The sequence below is a fragment of the Xanthomonas graminis pv. graminis genome, assembly GCF_030168915.1.
GTDB lineage: Bacteria > Pseudomonadota > Gammaproteobacteria > Xanthomonadales > Xanthomonadaceae > Xanthomonas_A > Xanthomonas_A translucens.
In genome coordinates this window covers 4,144,031-4,161,136 of record NZ_CP076255.1, presented here as the reverse complement: position 1 = coordinate 4,161,136, position 17,106 = coordinate 4,144,031, and the positions used below count along the sequence as shown (strand labels likewise).

At 62.7% G+C, this 17,106-nt stretch carries 15 protein-coding genes; 11 read left to right on the top strand and 4 right to left on the bottom strand.

What is annotated here, in order from left to right; genetic code table 11:
* Positions 1 to 12 precede the first annotated feature (12 nt).
* Positions 13 to 1,347, bottom strand: coding sequence for a site-specific DNA-methyltransferase (locus tag KHF85_RS18060; RefSeq protein WP_284567725.1), 1,335 nt, complete (start codon positions 1,345 to 1,347; stop codon positions 13 to 15).
* Positions 1,348 to 1,370: 23 nt separating this feature from the next.
* Complete coding sequence (locus tag KHF85_RS18055; RefSeq protein WP_284566649.1) at positions 1,371 to 2,327, bottom strand: IS1595 family transposase; 957 nt, start codon at positions 2,325 to 2,327, stop codon at positions 1,371 to 1,373.
* A 153-nt stretch (positions 2,328 to 2,480) separates the two neighbouring features.
* On the opposite strand from KHF85_RS18055, the gene KHF85_RS18050 reads away from it, so the two are divergent.
* From KHF85_RS18050 to KHF85_RS18040, 3 genes are all read left to right on the top strand, one after another.
* Entirely contained in the window at positions 2,481 to 3,383 is a 903-nt protein-coding gene (locus tag KHF85_RS18050; RefSeq protein ID WP_345782168.1) for a DNA adenine methylase, read from the top strand.
* A 664-nt stretch (positions 3,384 to 4,047) separates the two neighbouring features.
* Positions 4,048 to 4,755 (top strand): HNH endonuclease, encoded by a 708-nt coding sequence (locus KHF85_RS18045; protein WP_284567724.1) that lies wholly within the window; start codon positions 4,048 to 4,050, stop codon positions 4,753 to 4,755.
* Positions 4,756 to 5,566: 811 nt separating this feature from the next.
* Positions 5,567 to 6,169 carry an XAC0095 family protein gene (locus KHF85_RS18040; RefSeq protein WP_284567723.1) on the top strand — a complete coding sequence of 201 codons (603 nt, stop codon included), beginning with the start codon at positions 5,567 to 5,569 and terminating at the stop codon, positions 6,167 to 6,169.
* Positions 6,170 to 6,175: 6 nt separating this feature from the next.
* Here KHF85_RS18040 and KHF85_RS18035 read toward each other — a convergent pair.
* A protein-coding gene (locus tag KHF85_RS18035) for an IS3 family transposase (protein ID WP_284567722.1) occupies positions 6,176 to 7,320 on the bottom strand; the annotation gives its coding sequence in 2 pieces (ribosomal slippage) (positions 6,176 to 7,068 and positions 7,068 to 7,320; 1,146 coding nt in all).
* Positions 7,321 to 7,623: 303 nt separating this feature from the next.
* On the opposite strand from KHF85_RS18035, the gene KHF85_RS18030 reads away from it, so the two are divergent.
* Positions 7,624 to 7,803: a hypothetical protein gene (locus KHF85_RS18030; RefSeq protein ID WP_284569593.1), complete on the top strand. Its 180-nt coding sequence runs from the start codon at positions 7,624 to 7,626 to the stop codon at positions 7,801 to 7,803.
* 280 nt (positions 7,804 to 8,083) lie between these two features.
* Positions 8,084 to 9,388 (top strand): S1 family peptidase, encoded by a 1,305-nt coding sequence (locus KHF85_RS18025; protein ID WP_284567721.1) that lies wholly within the window; start codon positions 8,084 to 8,086, stop codon positions 9,386 to 9,388.
* 169 nt (positions 9,389 to 9,557) lie between these two features.
* Here the strand turns inward: KHF85_RS18025 and KHF85_RS18020 are convergent.
* Positions 9,558 to 10,600, bottom strand: a protein-coding gene (locus tag KHF85_RS18020) for an IS3 family transposase (protein ID WP_284569592.1) whose coding sequence is annotated in 2 segments (ribosomal slippage) — positions 9,558 to 10,402 and positions 10,402 to 10,600 — 1,044 coding nt in all. Because the reading frame shifts where the segments join, the coding sequence is not laid out codon by codon here.
* A 651-nt stretch (positions 10,601 to 11,251) separates the two neighbouring features.
* On the opposite strand from KHF85_RS18020, the gene KHF85_RS18015 reads away from it, so the two are divergent.
* The 6 genes from KHF85_RS18015 (at position 11,252) to KHF85_RS17990 (ending at position 17,048) form a co-directional block, all read left to right on the top strand.
* Complete coding sequence (locus KHF85_RS18015) at positions 11,252 to 11,584, top strand: polysaccharide deacetylase (RefSeq protein WP_458296508.1); 333 nt, start codon at positions 11,252 to 11,254, stop codon at positions 11,582 to 11,584.
* A gap of 109 nt (positions 11,585 to 11,693) precedes the next feature.
* Complete coding sequence (locus KHF85_RS18010) at positions 11,694 to 11,894, top strand: hypothetical protein (protein WP_284567720.1); 201 nt, start codon at positions 11,694 to 11,696, stop codon at positions 11,892 to 11,894.
* A 617-nt stretch (positions 11,895 to 12,511) separates the two neighbouring features.
* Positions 12,512 to 13,132, top strand: coding sequence for a DUF2076 family protein (locus tag KHF85_RS18005; RefSeq protein WP_284567719.1), 621 nt, complete (start codon positions 12,512 to 12,514; stop codon positions 13,130 to 13,132).
* A 405-nt stretch (positions 13,133 to 13,537) separates the two neighbouring features.
* A complete protein-coding gene (locus KHF85_RS18000; protein WP_284567718.1) occupies positions 13,538 to 13,768 on the top strand; it encodes a hypothetical protein in 231 nt (76 codons plus the stop codon).
* A 79-nt stretch (positions 13,769 to 13,847) separates the two neighbouring features.
* On the top strand, positions 13,848 to 14,672 hold the full coding sequence (locus tag KHF85_RS17995; protein ID WP_284567717.1) for an alpha/beta fold hydrolase: 825 nt from the start codon (positions 13,848 to 13,850) through the stop codon (positions 14,670 to 14,672).
* Between the two features lie 288 nt (positions 14,673 to 14,960).
* Entirely contained in the window at positions 14,961 to 17,048 is a 2,088-nt protein-coding gene (locus tag KHF85_RS17990; RefSeq protein WP_284567716.1) for a beta-galactosidase, read from the top strand.
* Positions 17,049 to 17,106 lie beyond the last annotated feature (58 nt).

Sequence of the window (17,106 nt, the reverse complement as noted above, 5' to 3'; positions counted from 1 at the left end):
CTATCCTCTGCATCAGGCTGCAGGCCGCACCTTTCGGGTGGGCGAAAGGGTGCGATTTTTCTCTGATGCTTCAAGGTACCGCTTTGCGGCCTCGGGTCGGTAGTTTCCGGTCAGTGTTCCGAGTCGCGGTGAAACATGTACGATCTGAAAGCTGCCCCCGCCGACCCAGGACGTGGCCTCCGTGACTCCCCCGAGCTCGGTCCCGTCAACTACTCGCTGCATTCTTGGCTCTATGAATTCAAGGGCTGTCTGAGCATTGCGCTCGGCAATAATCCAGCGGCGACGCATTTTGTGTGCTACTGCCGCGGTCGTTCCACTTCCTCCGAAAATGTCGACTACAAGTTCGCCTGGATTGGTCGCAATATGGATGATTCGTTCAAGAAGAGATTCGGGTTTAGGTGTATCGAACACCTCACTCTCCGGAAACATCGTCATGAGGTGCCGCTTCGCCTCGTCATTTGTCCCTGTGTCTGTCGCACCCCATACTGTGAATGGCACAAGCCCTCTAAGCTGATGCGCAAAAAGTTTCAGCCTAGGTGAGCCGTCGCCACCTTTGGGGAACCAGATCCGATCATCAGCAAGTAAGTCAAGGTAAGTCTGTTCGGTTGCATACCAGGAACGACCTCGCGGGGGCTGGAGCACCTGTCCAGTTGGTGTGACGATGTCGTACTGCTGAGCTTTGCGATAGCCAGGCGCCGTGAACGGAGCGTCGGCCCAGGGGCCTCGTGGATCATCATCGCGATTCCGCAAATGCGCGTCTTCTTTGACTAGAAGATTACGCGAGGCTTTCCACTTCTTGGGGCCACTCGGTGCGTAAACCAAGATTGTGTCATGGTTCGATGAAAAGGCCGCACGCGAGTCGCGGGTAGTTTTCTTTTGCCAGATGACTGAAGCAACGAACGCAGACTCACCGAAGACCTCATCCATGACAGCTCTGGCCCGATGCACTTCGGCATCGTCAAGGTGTACCCATACGCTCGCATCCGCTGAAAGGAGTGGGCGTAGTGCAGCGAGACGGTCCCTAAACATGCTGAGCCACATCGGTCGCTGCATGGTGTCGTTGTACTGACGGAAATTCACCTGTGTGTTGAACGGTGGGTCAATGTAGACGAGTCGAATTCCGGCCTTCAGCACCGTCGTCTGGGTCGCCAGAGCTTCCATTACGTCCAGTCCATCGCCTATAGCGAGCACATTCGAACGGGCGTTCAGCGGACGCGCAGTCAACTTCTCAAGTCTGATTGGCTTGAGTCGTTCAGCGTCAGCTAGCTGAACCCACTCGTAGCCGGCCTCACCCGACGCATGAAGCGGGACTTCCTTGTTCGGCCACACGAGTTGCACGTCAGTCATATGAACCTCACGGGGGGGCCTGATTAGCGCTGTGTCTCAGCTGTCGTACGCAGTTGCTGCTCTGTGAGCCTTCCCGCGCCGGCCAGGGCACTGGCCAGGCGCGGCACCATGGCGGCCAGGTTGAAGCGGCGATTGAAGCGGTAGGCATGCGCATGCAGGTAGCGCGCGCCGTATTTGGGGAAGTCCACCGCATGGTGGGTGCCGCTAAGCGCCGTTTTGAGATTGCCCAGGATCGTATTGACCCAACGCAGACGAGGCTGCTGGACGCCTTTGCGGCCGCTTCCGGTCACGATGGCATCGTGGGTCAGGCCTGCCCAGCCCACACCGGTGAACGCTGTCAGCCCATCACTGACGACATGGGTGCCCGGTGCCAGTGCCTGCTGAGCCCACGTGTGCACGACGCTTCTTCGGAAGCTGGAGACCACATCCAGGCGGAGATAGCGCGGGCGCCCTTGATGCAGGGAAACCGCTGCAATAAACGGCACTTTATTGCGCCACTGCGGTTGGCCTGGACCACCGGCGCGTTCGCCGCCCAGATAGGCATCATCGATCTGGACCTCTCCGTCGAGCCGGCGTGACTGCTCACGATCGGCCATCGCCGACATCACTTTGTGCTTGATCCGCCATGCAGTGCGATAGCACACGCCCAGTTGCCGAGCCAGTTCCAGCGCAGCAATTCCGTTCTTGGCTTGGCTCACCAGATAGATGGCCAGCCACCACACCCGCAAGGGAAGCTTGGTGTCTGCCATGGGCGTGCCGGCGGTCAAGCTGGTCTGTACCCGGCAGCGCGCGCACTGCCACAGGTGCTGGCGTCCCCGCTCAAAGCCACTGGCATGCGTGTGTCCGCACTGCGGACACACGAAGCCATTGGGCCACCTGGCCTGAACCAAGGCCTCGACACATTGCGCCTCGGAGCCGTAGCGGCTCAGAAAAGCCGGAATCGAAAGCCCCTTTTGGAACTGGATCCGATTGAGCGTCATCGCCGTATCTCACTGAAGAACCTGCATTTCTAAACCAAGGCAGCATCACCAGCTGAGACACAGCGCTAATCAGGACGGGGGGGAAGGGGGAGTGTAGGAGCTTCGGATCTCATATCATGCAACATTGAACACAAGTAGAAGAGTACGGAAATTATGACATTGGTTGCCCTGAACATGCCTTCTGACGCTCAGCATGCGACGGTCAATTCGGCGCCGATCAAGCCGTTCATAAGGTGGGCTGGAGGCAAGTCGCGACTGCTGCCGCGGATTCTTCCGTGTGTGCCCACCAACATCGAGAACTACTATGAGCCGTTCCTCGGTGGTGGCGCGGTCTTTCTCGCCTGCGCTTCACGAGTGTCCGGCCGATCACGCTTGGCGGATCTTAACGAACACCTCATCGCGGCATGGCTGGCCATGAGGGACTACCAGTCGGAGCTTCGGCCATTGCTCGATTGGTACCTTGCAAACGACTCGAAGGAGTTCTACTACGAGGTCCGCTCAACCATCCCGGTTGGTCTAGTCGAGAGGGCAGCGCGTTTTCTGTATCTCAATGGGGTGTCATGGAATCACCTTTGGAGAGAAAATTCTCGTACTGGCGCCATGAACGTCCCCTGGGGCGATCGGCGATTTAAGGATATCGATAAGGCCACAATGAAAGCTATCGGGAACGTCCTGGCTGGAGCGGATATTTTCGTCTCCGATTTTCGCGAGGTGCTTGATGGTGCAAAGCGTGGAGACTTTGTCTACCTAGATCCGCCGTATCTTCCTATATACACGCGTCCTGGCGTGGAGAAAGAGCCGACTGCTAAGTTTAACAAGTACACGGCGAAGACGTTTGAAATGGCTGATCTCGTCGACTTGGCTGGGATCTGTGCTGACCTCTCAAGGCGCGGCGTAAGATGGGTCATGTCTAATCGTGATGCCGAGTCCGTTCGTGACCTCTTTCCAGACGCCGAGATTTTACGATTCACGACTCATCGGTCGCTTGCTGCGCAGAGTCGGAGGGAAGTCGAAGCGCATCAGTCACCTGAAGCGATTATAATTGGGAAGTTTTAAATGGCCGCGCAACCCGTCGAATGGGTATTAGTTGTGTATTACGGTCCCGCAGCACACCAAGCCACGTATGGCCGGCATGTGCGGGAAGGGGGTTACACCAAGGACTATATTCAGCTTTCTCGTAAGCCGGATTTCTTAGAAATGATGGCTGCTATATTTTCCGTCGCAGGGGGGCGGAGGGCTCGATTCCACTGACCTACCAGTGGCCGACAGGAACTGCCCCAGGCTCGTTTGTATTTAGATCTGCAGATCGACCACATCTTAAGTGGGAAACGAACCTTGGTGCGCCACGGGTATGGAAGATGGCTCTCGCTCCGAGTGATATTACGCCGGAGACAATTCCTGGAGATCCGTCTTATCAAGATTTCGTGGATGCTGAGAACGAGTTTGCACTAATCAGTAGTCGCGGTGCAGGCCAACCATATCTAATGGCGATTAAGCTTCTAGATGAGCCGAGAACTTTGCATTTGAGAGCTTATCTGAAGGAGCCAAGCAGCAACTTTGAGTGGGCTGACATTAGGTTAACACCCCAGAAAATCCAGTATCTTGCTGCGAAGACATCGCAAAGATCAGCACTTGCGTGGTCGATTTTTGAGAGCGGGGGGCGGTAGCTGATGCAAGGGTAAAGCAGGCGCTCGCACAATTGTCGATATCTGAAGATCTGGTGTCAGTGATTGACGCCTTTGATGCAGAAACTAGACATGCGGTGGCTAATTATCTTCGCCGGCCTGGCTATGGTCTGTTCTTTGATCCAGATTTAAATCATGATGCTTGGGCTCAGCCAGAGCCTCTTGTTGAGCGGCTAGCGGCGTCAGTTGAAACTATTCTAGCGGCCTTGGAAATTCGGCTCGCTGTGGACCCACAGGGAGATGCGGCAGCTGAGATGCTGGAGGTTGATCCTGGTGAGGTCGAAATTTTTCGTTTTCAAATTTCAACAAAAAGTTTCCACGTTGCTGACTCTACCGCAACCTTAAAGACTAGGGGTAGTGCGCAAAAGGCATTCTCTGATGCTGTTAAGGCTAACTATGGATATAAATGTGCCATCACGGGTGTGAAAACTAGAGACTTTCTCGTGGCGTCGCATGTCGTACCATGGAGTGAAGATCAGAGTATTCGGCTCGATCCATCAAATGGTATCTGTCTTTCTATTCTCGTAGATCGCGCATTCGAGAAAGGGTATATATGGATCGAGGATGATCTTACAATTCGCTTTGATGCAGCTAAAGTTGGTGAAGATCTGGTGCTAAGAGCTCAGCTTGCACAATATGATGGGCGCAAGTTGAGCCCTCCGATACAGTGCCCGCCAAGGCCTGAGTATCTTCAACGTCGGCGGGGTTTGGTTGATGCTATGGGGATAAAAAGACGGAGCTGATTAAGTGGCCTATTCAAGGCGTGCCGTGGCAGTGTTTGATGATCCGCGCGTTCTGCGGCGCGCAAGGCTTTGGTCTTGTATCGTCTTTTGAGTCCTTGTGCCGCTTCAGCCGTAACTTGAGTTTCTAAGGATTTCGATGCATTTCGTCCAGGCTAAGGTAAACCGTTGTGCGATATTTCTAAAGAATTAAGATCGGCATAATTTGTACAGCCTGCTGCGGAGTAACGGGGTCAGATCAACTTATCAATCGACAACGCTCGGCTTGCGCGGCCGATGGCCGCCTGACGCCCGCAAAGCGGCGGATCTTGGCTTCGGGATGGTGTCGTTGTCGTGGCTCAGGGCTCGCTGCCGCTGTAGATGAAGGTGGATGTCAGAGAGCAGGTCTTCGAAAGGGCTTCATCGAGCAGGACACCGTAGGCGTTCGGAGTTTGCCATCTTCTTCTTGACCTTTGAGCGCGCAAGCTGAGGCCGTCGCCAGCGAGTATTCCGTAGTTGGCGCCACATTAGAGCAAGTCGATTTCCTGATGAAAGATTCTACAAATTGCTATTGACAGGCTGCGCATCGCGGTAGCAATCTCTACTTCAAGGAGCGTCGAAACTCCTCTAAGAGCGGTACCCACCTCCGATAAACCGGTGGGTTTTTTGTGCCCGAAGCTCGGGCACAAGCCGACGCGATGCCTACGTCGGGAGGGCGGCTAATACAACACCCTTCGGGGAAATACGCCCGCCGGCTCTTAGCGGTTTCGAACCTCCCGACTTCCCGTCCGCCCTGCGTGGCGGGCGGACCCCTTCATGGAACGAGGAGGCAACGATGTCGTACGACCGTTTGGACGATGAAGACATGCCCGGCTATTTCCTGCCGGAGGAGAGCCAGTTCCGGCTGGCGAAGCTGCGCGATCACGTGAGGTTCCTGGTCCGGCTGGCGCAGCCGCGCACGCCGGACGAGGAACGTGCCGCCGAGCCCAAGGTGCGCATGGGCGAGCTGGCGGTCTGTCTGGAGCTGTTGGCCGACCAGGTGGAGCTGGTGCTGGACGCGCTGTCCTATCCTGCGCAGCGGACCGACACGACGCCCGGCGCCCGGCCCGCTGCCACCGTCGCCGTGGCGCCGGACGTGGGCAGCGGCGCCTTCCGCGTCACGCTGGCGCAACTCGACCAACTCAACCTGCTGGCCGAGACCGTCTCGGCCCATGTCCGAGTGGTGGCGGCCGGCGATGCAGCAGCGTGCGCCGGCCAGGCATTGCCAGAGGTGGGGGACACGCTCTGCGATGCAGCCAACGCGATGCGGGCGCTGCTGCTGCAGATCGAGCGCCAGCCGCTGCGCGAACCCCCGCCCAACGGCGTACGCGAGGAGCGGGCGGTCTATGCGGTGGAGGGGAGCGCTGTTGTGGTCAAGTTTTGGTGGACACGTGGATAGGGGGTTTCAGGTAGTGGCTTTCTCGTAGTCGGCTGGAGATCGATAGCCGAGGGTGGAGTGCAGGCGGTGGGTGTTGTAGAAGCCGACGATGTAGTGGGTGATATCGGCGATGGCCTCGTTGGGGTTGGTGTAGCGACGCTGCCAGACGCGCTCCATTTTCAGGCTCAGGAAGAACCGCTCCATTACCGCGTTGTCCCAGCAGTTGCCCTTGCGGCTCATGCTGGCCACCAGCTTGTGCTTGGTCAGCAGGTCGCGGTGGGCCTGGCTGGCGTACTGGCTGCCGCGGTCGCTATGCACGATCAGCCCCGGCTTGGGCTGGCGCGGGGCAATGGCCATCTGCAAGGCGGTACAGACCAGCTCGGCCGGCATGGTCGGTGCCATTGCCCAGCCCACCACCTTGCGCGAGTACAGGTCCAGCACCGCGGCCAGGTACAGCCAGCCGCGCTCGGTGCGGATGTAGGTGATATCGGCCACCCAGGCCTGGTCGAGGGCGTCCGGGTTGAAGCGCCGATCCAGATGGTTGTCCGCCACCGGCATCTCGTGTCGGCTGTCGGTGGTATGGACGAACTTGCGCCTCCAGCGCGCCTTCAGTCCCTGCTGCTTCATCAGGCGGCGGACTCGATGGCGACTGGCGGGCAGACCCTGGGCCTTCAGGCTCGCGCTCAGCCGGCGGCTGCCATAGTTGCCGCCGCTGGCCTGGAACGCCGTCTGCAATGGCGCAGCGAGCGTGCACGCCCTCGGTGCTGAGCGCCGCCGACGGGCCGCATACAGCCCCGAGCGGCTCACGCCCAGCAGCTGGCACAGCCGGGCGGTTGCGGCCTTCTCCTGCCACTGATCGATCATCTGCTGGATCATTTCAGTTCCCGGGCGAAGAAGGCCGATGCTTTTTTTAACAAGCTGTTGTCCTCACGCAGTCGCTGGTTCTCCCGTTCCAACTCACGGATGCGTTGCTGCTCGGGGGTCAGGGGCCGACCTTGCCCAGGCTGGCCGGCATGCTCGGCCTCGTATTGGGCCAGCCAGCGACGCACGGCGCTATCGACCAAGTCCAGGTCGCGGCACACCTGACCCACGCTCAGGCCTTGGTCGCGGATCATTTGCACCACCTGCAGCTTGAAGGCGGTATCGAAATTTCTACGGATACGGGGCGTCATGTCGTTCAAAGTCCTCGCTGGGGATGATCATCCCCTATCGAGGTGTCCACGAGAATTAGACCAGGACACGCGTCGCCTGCGGGAGGCAGGCGGCTGCATTGATCCCACATGGCTGAGGTGAGGCAAGAACGCTCTGCCTGTGGGCTGGCGGAGCGTTGCCGGTTCATCTCGCAGGAGATGTGTGGAATGCCGCACCCCTAGTTGCTATCTTTCGCGCATACGAGCCGCAGACATGTCCAAGGAGTGACCGAAATGGCTGAGCAAGTGCGATCCAGGCCGTGCTTTCCCGTGGCCGCGCTGGTTGTGGCGATGGGGTCGATCACCTCGTGTGCAAGCTCCGCTTCCGCGAGCAAGGCCCCTTCGTTTTCCGGGGCGTGGGCGTATGCCAAGAAATGCGACTTGGGCCACTATCTGAGCCTGCATTTGCAGCAGCATGGCGATCGCGTCACGCAAATAACGGGGCCAGAGGAAATATCTGTTTGAAACGCATATTTCCTCTGGCCCTGTATCTGGGCCCTGTATCTGGCCGGCGAATGCGGTGGTGCAGTTGGCGGCAGCGAGCCGGATGGAAAGACGTTCTAGGGATCTATCGTTATCACTTGAATAACGAATGTGTTGTCCACGCCAACCGCCCTCGGTGCCACCTGAAGTCGAGAGAAAAAGGAAGCTGGAATGCTGGAACCGTGTCGCTTGACACGGGCGTCGGCGACAAGAAAATAAATGGAACTGCCCTTCAGGAACAACATTCAAGGAGGACCAAACGATGAGACACACGTGGCTTTTCGTCGCAGCCTGCGCAATGGCGCTGTCCAGTACCGCCCAGGCCCAGGATGCCAAAGCGTTGGAACAGTTGGAGGTCATCTCTCGCAGCTACGCGAAGGACAATCACGTGGCTGAAGCGGAAGCCTCGCGGCGCCTGGAGCTCCGTCAGGTGCTTGCGCGGCCGGAGATCGAGGCTTTCAAAGCGGACTATGCCGACCGTCTCGATACCTCGTACTGGGACGATAGCCGCGACGGATTCAAGCTCGTGCTGCGGCTCAAGCAGGGTCCGCTACCCGCTATCCATGAGTTGTCCACGCCGCACGGAACCATCCCGGTCAAGTTCACGCTGGTGTCCGGCAAGACGCTGGACGAGATCAGCGCCGTCCTGGCGGCGAACCAAGCACGCCTGCAGGAGCAGGTGCCCGGCTTGCAGGGCACGGGTATCGATGAAGTGGATGCTGCGATCGTGCTTTACGTCTTCGTCCCTGCGGAGGAGCAAGCTGCCTACGAAGCGGAGAACGCAGCGCTGAGTCGTCAGCTCGGCGTGCCTGTCAGGTTCAAGTTCCTGCCGGGCCCCATGGAATCCGAGCCACAAGAGTCGCCCGAGCAATCGTCCAGCTCAACGCTGCCGACACAGAGTGCGACAATGGCAACGACCGAGTCACCCTATGTGCGGGGCGGCTCGCAGATCCTCAATCTGGACAACGGGCACCAGTGCACCGGCGGCTTCATCGTGCGGAACAAGGACAACACCAAGTGGGGCCTGGTCACCGCGGCGCACTGTGGCAAGAACCTCATGTACGGCAACTGGTCGGATGCGGCGAGCGGCGCGCAGGTCACTGCGAAGCTGACGTACGAGGACCAGCTATTCGATGCGACGCACGACTTGGCATGGCATTCCTTCCCTGTCTTGGGCTACCGCCCACTCGGAGAAGTCTTTGCGAGGGACACCTGTTCCAGTTGCGGCGTGGTGATCCTCTCCACCGCAGCCGCCGTACCTGGGGATCGGGTATGCCACAGGGGCTTGCTGACCGGGTGGACATGCGGCGTCGTGTCGAGCAGCACGGCGAGCTTTGGCAGCAAGGATTGCAACGGACAGGTCTGTGACCCCCGGGCCTACAAGGTGGTCGTAGGGGACGACCTGGCGTGCTTCAGTGGTGACAGCGGCGGGCCGGTCCACTACGGAAACATTGCCTACGGCATCGTCAAGAGCGCTTCCTATGCGGGCGTCGAACCGGGCCGGTGCGGCGCGCTGGTTTTCAGCCCCATTGGCAAGATCGTGGACTTGGGCCTACGGCTGTACTGATTCCAGTACGCTGCACCTCTACCGGCTCTACCACTAACGCATCGCGCGCAGATCAAAGTTGCCCAGCCGGGATATCAGAAACCGCTGCAGGAGCCGCCGCCGCAGCGGCGAGCCGTGCCACTTGATCCAAATAACGGCGACGTCCCCCCGTCCTGAGTAGCAGCGGGGTTTAGAGTCCGGGGTTGATGATATCGGTGTTGGCCAGGTGTGTGGCGTAGTCGGCGGGTGTCATGCCGTCGATGGCCTTCTTTGGACGCTCCTCGTTGTATTCCCGGCGCCAACGTTCGATCTCGGTGCGCGCGTGCAGCAGCGTCGGGAACCAATGTTCGTTGAGGCACTCATCGCGCAGGCGGCCATTGAACGACTCCACGTAGGCGTTCTGGTTCGGCTTGCCAGGCTGGATCAGTCGAAGCTGCACGCCACGCCCGTGCGCCCAGCTCACCATCGTCTTGCCGCAGAACTCCTTGCCGTTGTCGGTACGGATCACCTGCGGCAGGCCGCGACTGATCGCCAGGCGGTCCAGGACGCGGCTGACACCATGGCCGCAGATCGCACGTTCCACCTCGATCGCGACCGCTTCATGTGTGGCGTCGTCCACGATCACCAGCGATTTGATCACCCGCCCATCGGCAGTGCGGTCGAACACGAAGTCCATTGACCATACCTGGTTGGCCCGTGCTGGCCGCAGCAGCGGCTGGCGTTCGCCCACCGGCACCTTCTTGCGCTTGCGGCGCCTGACCTGCAACTGCTGTTCCTGATACAGCCGCTCCACCCGCTTGTAGTTCACGACATGCCCTTCCTGCCGCAGTTTCAGGTAGATCATTCCGACGCCATACCGCTTGTGCCGATGTGCCAGCGCCAGGATCCGCTGGCGCAGGTCGACATTGCGGTCATCGCGCGGGACATAGCGCAGTGCACTGGCACTCATACCGATCATTGCCAGAGCGCGACGCTCGCTGGCGCCACGTCCGATCCACTCGCGCACCAGCGCACGACGCGCCGGTGCGCTCACCACTTTTTTCGTAGCGCATCCTCGATCAAGTCGTTCTCGAATAACTGCTCGGCCAGCAACTTCTTCAGGCGGGCGTTCTCCGCCTCCAGATCTTTGAGCCGCTTGGCATCGGGCACGCTCATCCCACCGAACTTGCTCCGCCACAGGTAGTACGAGGCCTCGCTGAAACCATGGCGGCGGCAGAGGTCCTTGATCGCCATGCCAGCTTCGGCCTCGCGCAGGAAGCCAATGATCTGTTCTTCGGAAAAACGCTTCTTCACGTCCAATCTCCTTGGGTTAGGGAATTGGACTCCAAATCTGACTGCTACTCAAAGGTGGGGGGGCGTCGGCCGTGCTACGTACAAAATTGGCTACACGCACGCCAGCAGTCGGTTCCTGAGGCTGGGCAGCCCCGAGCCGCGCCGCGCGTACCGGTCGCCGTGGCAGGCTTTGGAGTTGCGTGTTGGCATGCGGGTCCTGCGTGCGTGCAGAGGAGCTGGCCTCGGGTTCGTTGGCCACATCGTCCTGCGTGTGCCTCGCCACTCGGCGCGTTACAGACGTTAGTACCACAGGACGCATACATCGCCTCACACGTTGAATGGAGCGCCATTCTTTCGTCGCTCCATCACGACAGCGCGCAACTGGCCGAATAACCGTGGCCTGTGGCGAAACGGACACCGCCGCGCCCGAGGCATCGGGCGGCCTATCCACGCATGGCCGTGGTTCCACCTTCGGCACCGCCTGCACGTGCGCCGGATGTCACTGGCTAAGCGCCCGGCCGATGTGCGCGTTTTGGGCTTCATCGGCGGCCTGCTCGAAGATCGACATCAAGCGTACCTGCGCTGCGGCTGCGCAAGGGCTATGTGCCGTACATGCTCAACATGCTGGATTATGTCGAGGCGCAATCGCAGCGGCTGTTCGGCCGCCGCATCGCGCAGGTGTGGTTGATGCATGCCAACGAATTGAACGCCGTGGCGTTCCCGGAGCTGATCGCCGCCACCCGCCGCCGCGGCTATGCGTTCGTCACCCTGGACCAGGCGCTGCGCGATCCGGCCTACCGGCATGCCGAAGGCTATACCGGCGGCGGTGGCATCAGCTGGCTGCACCGTTGGGCGATGGCCGAGCACACGCCCAAGGACGTCCATGCCGGCGAGCCGGCGGTGCCGGGGTGGGTGTTGGCGCTGGCGGGGATCGATGCGGAATAGGGTCTCGCAGGTCGGGACAGCCTGGGCGCATCGGTGCGCTGGTGTCGTTCACTCGTTCGCGCACCGCATCGCGTCACCATGGGCGCCTCCCTTGCCTGCAGTCATGCCCATGCCCGCCTCCAAGCCCCCACCCTGGAAGAAGCCCAAGCCGCGCGGCCAGCGTGCGCAGCCGTTGTCGCCTGCGCAGAAGGCCGCGGCGCGGCAGCGTGCGGAAGAGAACGGCCGCCCGTATCCGAACCTGATCGACAACATGTGGGCAGTGCGGCAGCCGCGCGCCGACGGCGTGGCGGACGCAGCCGTGGAGGAATAGGCATCGAGGTGCGCATGCGCTTGCAGGGCATGGGGTGAGTTCCTGTGCGTGAGGTGGTGCCGCCGCCGTTTGATCTTGGGCCATCGGTTGCGGCAGGCCCTGTCGGTAAGGCCCGTCGCGACTGACGCCGCTCCCGCTACGTGGACGAATGCCGTGGCTCCGGCGCTCAGCGCGGTGCTGCGTTCGCTCTCGACGCGGCCGTCGAAGCGGTAGACGCGGCCATTGGCGGAGGTGGCCACGAAGGCGAGCGTATCGCCGTTGCGGGTGCCATGCACCTGGTTGGCGTCCAGCCGTCCTTATCGCTTGCCGCCCCGACGCCGACGCGGCTGCGGCCAATGCCCGCGCGAGTCGCCATTGCCTGCCTCGCGACTGCATCGTGGTTCCCGTTGCGGGCCTTTTTGACGACATGTCTCGTCATGGGCGGGGCGGGCGGAAATGCCGGAAGTCATGCGGTCGTGGAGCGGGAGACTGCTGGCGATGGCCTCCGCTGCAGCAGCCGATCCGGTCACTTTAATGAATGTCGGCGCACCAGGCCGCAAGGGTAGCCCTTGGCGCCGGCCGGTCCGCGCCCATGCTGTGCCTGCCGGCATTGGGCCGGTCCCCCTCCAGGTACTGGTATGACCCCGCAAGAACAACAGCTACTCGAAGATTTCCTGGCCCGCGTGCGCAGTGCCGGCGGCGTGGCGATCGATCCGCAGGCCGACGCCCTGATCCGCGAGCGCCTGGCCGGTCAACCCGATGCGGCCTATCTGCTGGTGCAGCGGGCTTTGCTGCTCGAACATGCGCTGGAGAGCGCCAAGGCGCAGATCGCGCAGTTGCAGCAGGCCGCGCCGCCACCGCCGCCAGCCACCAGTTTTCTGGGGCAGGGATTCAATGCGGGACCGCCGCCGTTGCCGCCGGCGCCCGCGCCGCAGGCCGCGCCGGGTTGGCGCGAGCGCCTGTTCGGCGGCGGCACCGGCGTACCGGAGCAGGCGCCGGTCGCGGCACCGGCTGCGCGCGGGCCGAGTTTTCTTGGCACCGCGGCCACCACAGCCGCGGGTGTGGCCGGTGGCATGTTCCTGTTCGAAGGCGTGGAGAGCCTGCTTGGCGGTCACCACGGCGGGTTCCTGGGCGGCGGGTCGTCGCAGCCCACCGTGGTCGAGAACGTCACCAACAACTATTACGACGAGGCGCCGCTGCAGGACGCCGGTCAGGACTTCGCGGACGACAGCAGCATGGATGGGGACAACTGGACCTAGGCATCCTGGCGCTTCCGCTCGGCGGGTCCGTGGGGGAGGCCGCCGAGCGGGCGTTACACGGCCATTGCGCCTGCGCGTTGCTCCCGCTGGCATTCCCGCCCCGTTCCGAAAAGGTGGCTGCTGCCTATTCACATCGCCGGTCGCCGGTGACGCTGCTTTTGGCTGGCGCCAGGGTGAGGGCTGCTGCAGCGGACCCCGCCCTGGCGCAGGCGATCGGCCCTAAATCCAGTCTTTATCTATTCGAATTTTTCCTACTTTCGTTTGGGTGGCGAAGGGAAGTCACTGATATCAAAGTGGATTAGTCGTCTGGATGTCTTGACTGTCTATTCACTATTCGACGACCAGCGGCCGCAAGGGTTCCTTGGGCGTGCCTTCGCGCGCCGCGTGGCCGAGGACATCGGCGCCTTGCCCGACCTGCTGCGCTGGCAGCCCGACGACATCGTGCCGGGATTGTTGCGCCACGGTGGCGGTTCTCCAGGCAATTGCAGCGCGATGGCTGGCTCGACCACGACGCTGCGCGGCGGCTCGGCGTGTCCGGATGGTTCGGTGCTCGCGCTGTGGCGACGCGCGCATGCCAGCAGCTCGGCCGGGCGCTGCAACGCATCGGTTGATAGCCATGCGGCGTGGCGCAATTGACGCCTTCGCAACGTTGCGCTCACGTACGCGGGACATGCCTGCGATGAAGCTTGCGGTTCCTTCCCCCGTGAGCAATGCCATGACTGCAGCACAATCGCGCGTGCGTCTGCACGTTGAAGATATCGGCGGTAACGGCCGACCGGTGGTCCTGATCCATGGCTGGCCGTTGTCGGCCGAGGCGTGGAAGGCGCAGATCGGGCCGCTGCAGGATGCCGGCTATCGTGTGCTGGCCTACGACCGCCGCGGCTTCGGCCGTTCGGACACGCCATCCGCCGGCTACGACTACGACACGCTGGCCGACGACCTGGCGGGTGTGATCGAGGACAAGGACCTGCGCGACGCGGTCGTGGTGGGTTTCTCGATGGGCGGTGGCGAGGTGGCGCGCTATGTGGCCAGGCACGGCAGCGCCCGGCTGGGCGCGGTGGTGTTCGCCGCGGCGGTGCCGCCCTACCTGCTCAAGACCGACGACAACCCGGACGGCCCGCTGAGCGAGGACAAGGCGCAGGAGATGGAACAGGGACTGAGGGCGTCGCGCGAGGCGTTCTTCGATCAGTTCACCCGCCAGTTCTTCAGCGCCAACGGCGAACTGAAGGTCAGCGAGGCGCAGCGGCAGGAGGCGATCGCACTGTGCCAGCAGAGCCATCAGGCCGCCGCGCTAGGCTGCATGCAGGCGTTCGCCACCACCGACTTCCGCCAGGACCTGGCGGCGGTGGATGTGCCGACGCTGGTGCTGCATGGCGACGCCGACGCGACTGTGCCGTTCGAAGGCTCCGGGCAGCGCACCCATCGTGCCATCGCCGGCAGCACGCTGGTGGTGTTGCCGGATGCGCCGCATGGCTGCAATGTCAGTCATGCCGAGGCGTTCAACGCCGCGCTGCTGGCGTTCCTGGCCGAGCTGGACTGAGCGCGCTGGACTGAGCGCGCGCTGGCGGGATGGCGCGCGGTGGATGCATTGCCGCTGGCGCTGCGTCCACGCCGCTGCGTTGTAGAGACAGGCCAATTGCGGGTGAACGTCGCCGTGCTGCGCTGCGCAATCGCGCGCCGCGCAACCGCGGTAGTGCCGTTTTGTGCACAGTTGCGCATCCAGGTTCGGCAAGTTGCGCAAGTGCGCGCCTGGCGCAGGCGTGCACAATGAGCGCTGGCGGCTGAGTGGATCCACCGGCTGCCGTTCCTTCCATCGCCGAGCCCGCCTATGTCATCGCCTTCCTGGTTCCCGCAGCGCGCGATCGCGCTGGTGTGCGCCGCCTTGTTCGCCCTGAGCGCCGCATTGCCCGATGCCCGCGCGCAGGCCACCCGCTACGCCGACGCCGCGCCGTTGCTGCTGGGCGTGGCCTGGTATCCGGAGCAGTGGCCGGAGGCGCAGTGGGAGCACGACCTGGCATTGATGGAGGCGGCGCACGTGCGCGTGGTGCGGATCGGCGAGTTCGCATGGAGCCGCATGGAGCCGCGCGAGGGCCAATACGATTTCGCCTGGATGGATCGCGCCATCGCCGCGGCCGCGCGCCATCACATTGTGGTGGTGCTCGGCACGCCGACCGCGGCGCCGCCGGCGTGGCTGACCCAGGCCTATCCGGATACGCTGCGCGTCGGCCAGGACGGCGTGCGCGACGCGCACGGCAATCGCCAGCAGTTCTCCTTCGCCAGCGCGCGCTACCGGCGTTTCGCCCATGCCATCGCCGAACAGATGGCGCAGCGCTATGGCCGCAATCCGCACGTGGTCGGCTGGCAGCTGGACAACGAATACGCGCAGACCTCGTTCGATCCGGAAGCCAAGGCGCAGTTCCATGCCTGGCTGCAGCGCAAGTACGGCAGCATCGAGGCTTTGAACCGGCGCTGGGCCACCGCGTACTGGAGCCAGACCTACAACGACTTCGCGCAGATCCCGGTGCGCGAGGACGAGGAGAATCCGGCGTTGCTGCTGGAGTGGAAGCGCTTCGTCAGCGACACCTGGACCGACTACTCGCGCAACCAGATCGACGCGATCCGCCCGCACGCCGATCCGCGCCAGTTCATCACCACCAATACCATGGGCTGGTTCGCCGGCTTCGACGCCTACACCGTGCACGACGTGCTCGACATCGCCGCGTGGGACGACTACGTCGCCGGCGAGCGCTACGACTGGGTGGACAACGCGGCGCGGCACGACCTCACCCGCGGCTACAAGCAGCGCAATTACTGGGTGATGGAAACCCAGCCGGGCTTCGTCAACTGGCGCGCGACCAACGTGGCGCTGCGCAAGGGCCAGGTGCGGGCGATGGCCTGGCAGGCGGTGGCGCACGGCGCCGATGCGGTCTCTTACTGGCAGTGGCGCGCGGCGCCAAACGGGCAGGAGGAATACCACGGCACCCTGGTCGGCGCCGATGGCGAGCCGGTGCCGGTGTATGCGGAGATCCAGCAGGTCGGCGCGGAGTTCGCCAAGGCCGGCGCGGCGCTGGCGGGGACCACGCCGCACGCGGAGGTGGCGCTGATCAACGACTTCGACAGCCGCTGGGCGCTGGGTTTCCAGAAGCACTCGGCCGACTTCGATCCGGTCGTGCAGATGAAGTCGTTCTACCGGCCGCTGCGGCAGCAGGCGCAGGTGGTCGATGTGGTCTCGGCGCTGGCGCCGCTGGACGGTTACAAGCTGGTGGTCGCGCCGTCGCTCAATGTGCTCAGCGAGGCGCAGGCGCAGCGGCTGAAGGCCTACGTGGAGCATGGCGGGCATCTGGTGCTGGGTCCGCGCAGCGCGATGAAGAACGCCGACAACGGCCTGCAGCCACAGCGCCAGCCCGGCCCGCTGGGCGAACTGCTGGGCGGCCGCGTGCAGCAGTTCTATGCGCTGGACAAGCCGATCCCGGTCGCCGGTGCGGCCGGCGAGGGCAGCGCGAAGATCTGGGCCGAGCAGTTGCAGGCGCGCGCGGCGCAGACCGAGGTGCCGTTGCGCTACGGCCAGGCCAACGGCTGGCTGGATGGCGCGCCGGCGGTGCTGACCCGGCGGGTTGGCAAGGGCCGCATCAGCTATGTCGGTGCCTGGCTCGACGATGCCACGCTCGATCGCCTCACCGGCGACTGGCTGCGCGATGCGCAGGTGCGCGCGCCGCTGGCGGACGTGCCGGCGGACGTGGAGGTCGGCGTGCGCAGCGATGGCCGCCGCCGCGTGCTGGTGCTGATCAACCACGGCAGCGATACGCAGCAGGTGCGCCTGCCGGCGCCGATGCGCTCGCTGCTGGGCGCGGGGGCGGCCAGCGATGTGGTGCAACTGGCGCCGGAAGACGTAGCGGTGCTGGACGCGCGTCGCTGAGCGCGGTTGCGATGCACGGCTGACGCCGTGCGGCCGGATCCGCACATGCGGCGCGTGT

Coding starts and splice junctions, on each gene's coding strand:
- KHF85_RS18050 (WP_345782168.1), top strand. CDS start 2,481: ATGACATTGGTTGCCCTGAACATGCCTTCTGACGCTCAGCATGCGACG.
- KHF85_RS18025 (WP_284567721.1), top strand. CDS start 8,084: ATGAGACACACGTGGCTTTTCGTCGCAGCCTGCGCAATGGCGCTGTCC.
- KHF85_RS17990 (WP_284567716.1), top strand. CDS start 14,961: ATGTCATCGCCTTCCTGGTTCCCGCAGCGCGCGATCGCGCTGGTGTGC.
- KHF85_RS18055 (WP_284566649.1), bottom strand. CDS start 2,327: ATGACGCTCAATCGGATCCAGTTCCAAAAGGGGCTTTCGATTCCGGCT.
- KHF85_RS18040 (WP_284567723.1), top strand. CDS start 5,567: ATGTCGTACGACCGTTTGGACGATGAAGACATGCCCGGCTATTTCCTG.
- KHF85_RS18010 (WP_284567720.1), top strand. CDS start 11,694: ATGCCCGCCTCCAAGCCCCCACCCTGGAAGAAGCCCAAGCCGCGCGGC.
- KHF85_RS18060 (WP_284567725.1), bottom strand. CDS start 1,347: ATGACTGACGTGCAACTCGTGTGGCCGAACAAGGAAGTCCCGCTTCAT.
- KHF85_RS18015 (WP_458296508.1), top strand. CDS start 11,252: ATGCTCAACATGCTGGATTATGTCGAGGCGCAATCGCAGCGGCTGTTC.
- KHF85_RS18005 (WP_284567719.1), top strand. CDS start 12,512: ATGACCCCGCAAGAACAACAGCTACTCGAAGATTTCCTGGCCCGCGTG.
- KHF85_RS17995 (WP_284567717.1), top strand. CDS start 13,848: ATGACTGCAGCACAATCGCGCGTGCGTCTGCACGTTGAAGATATCGGC.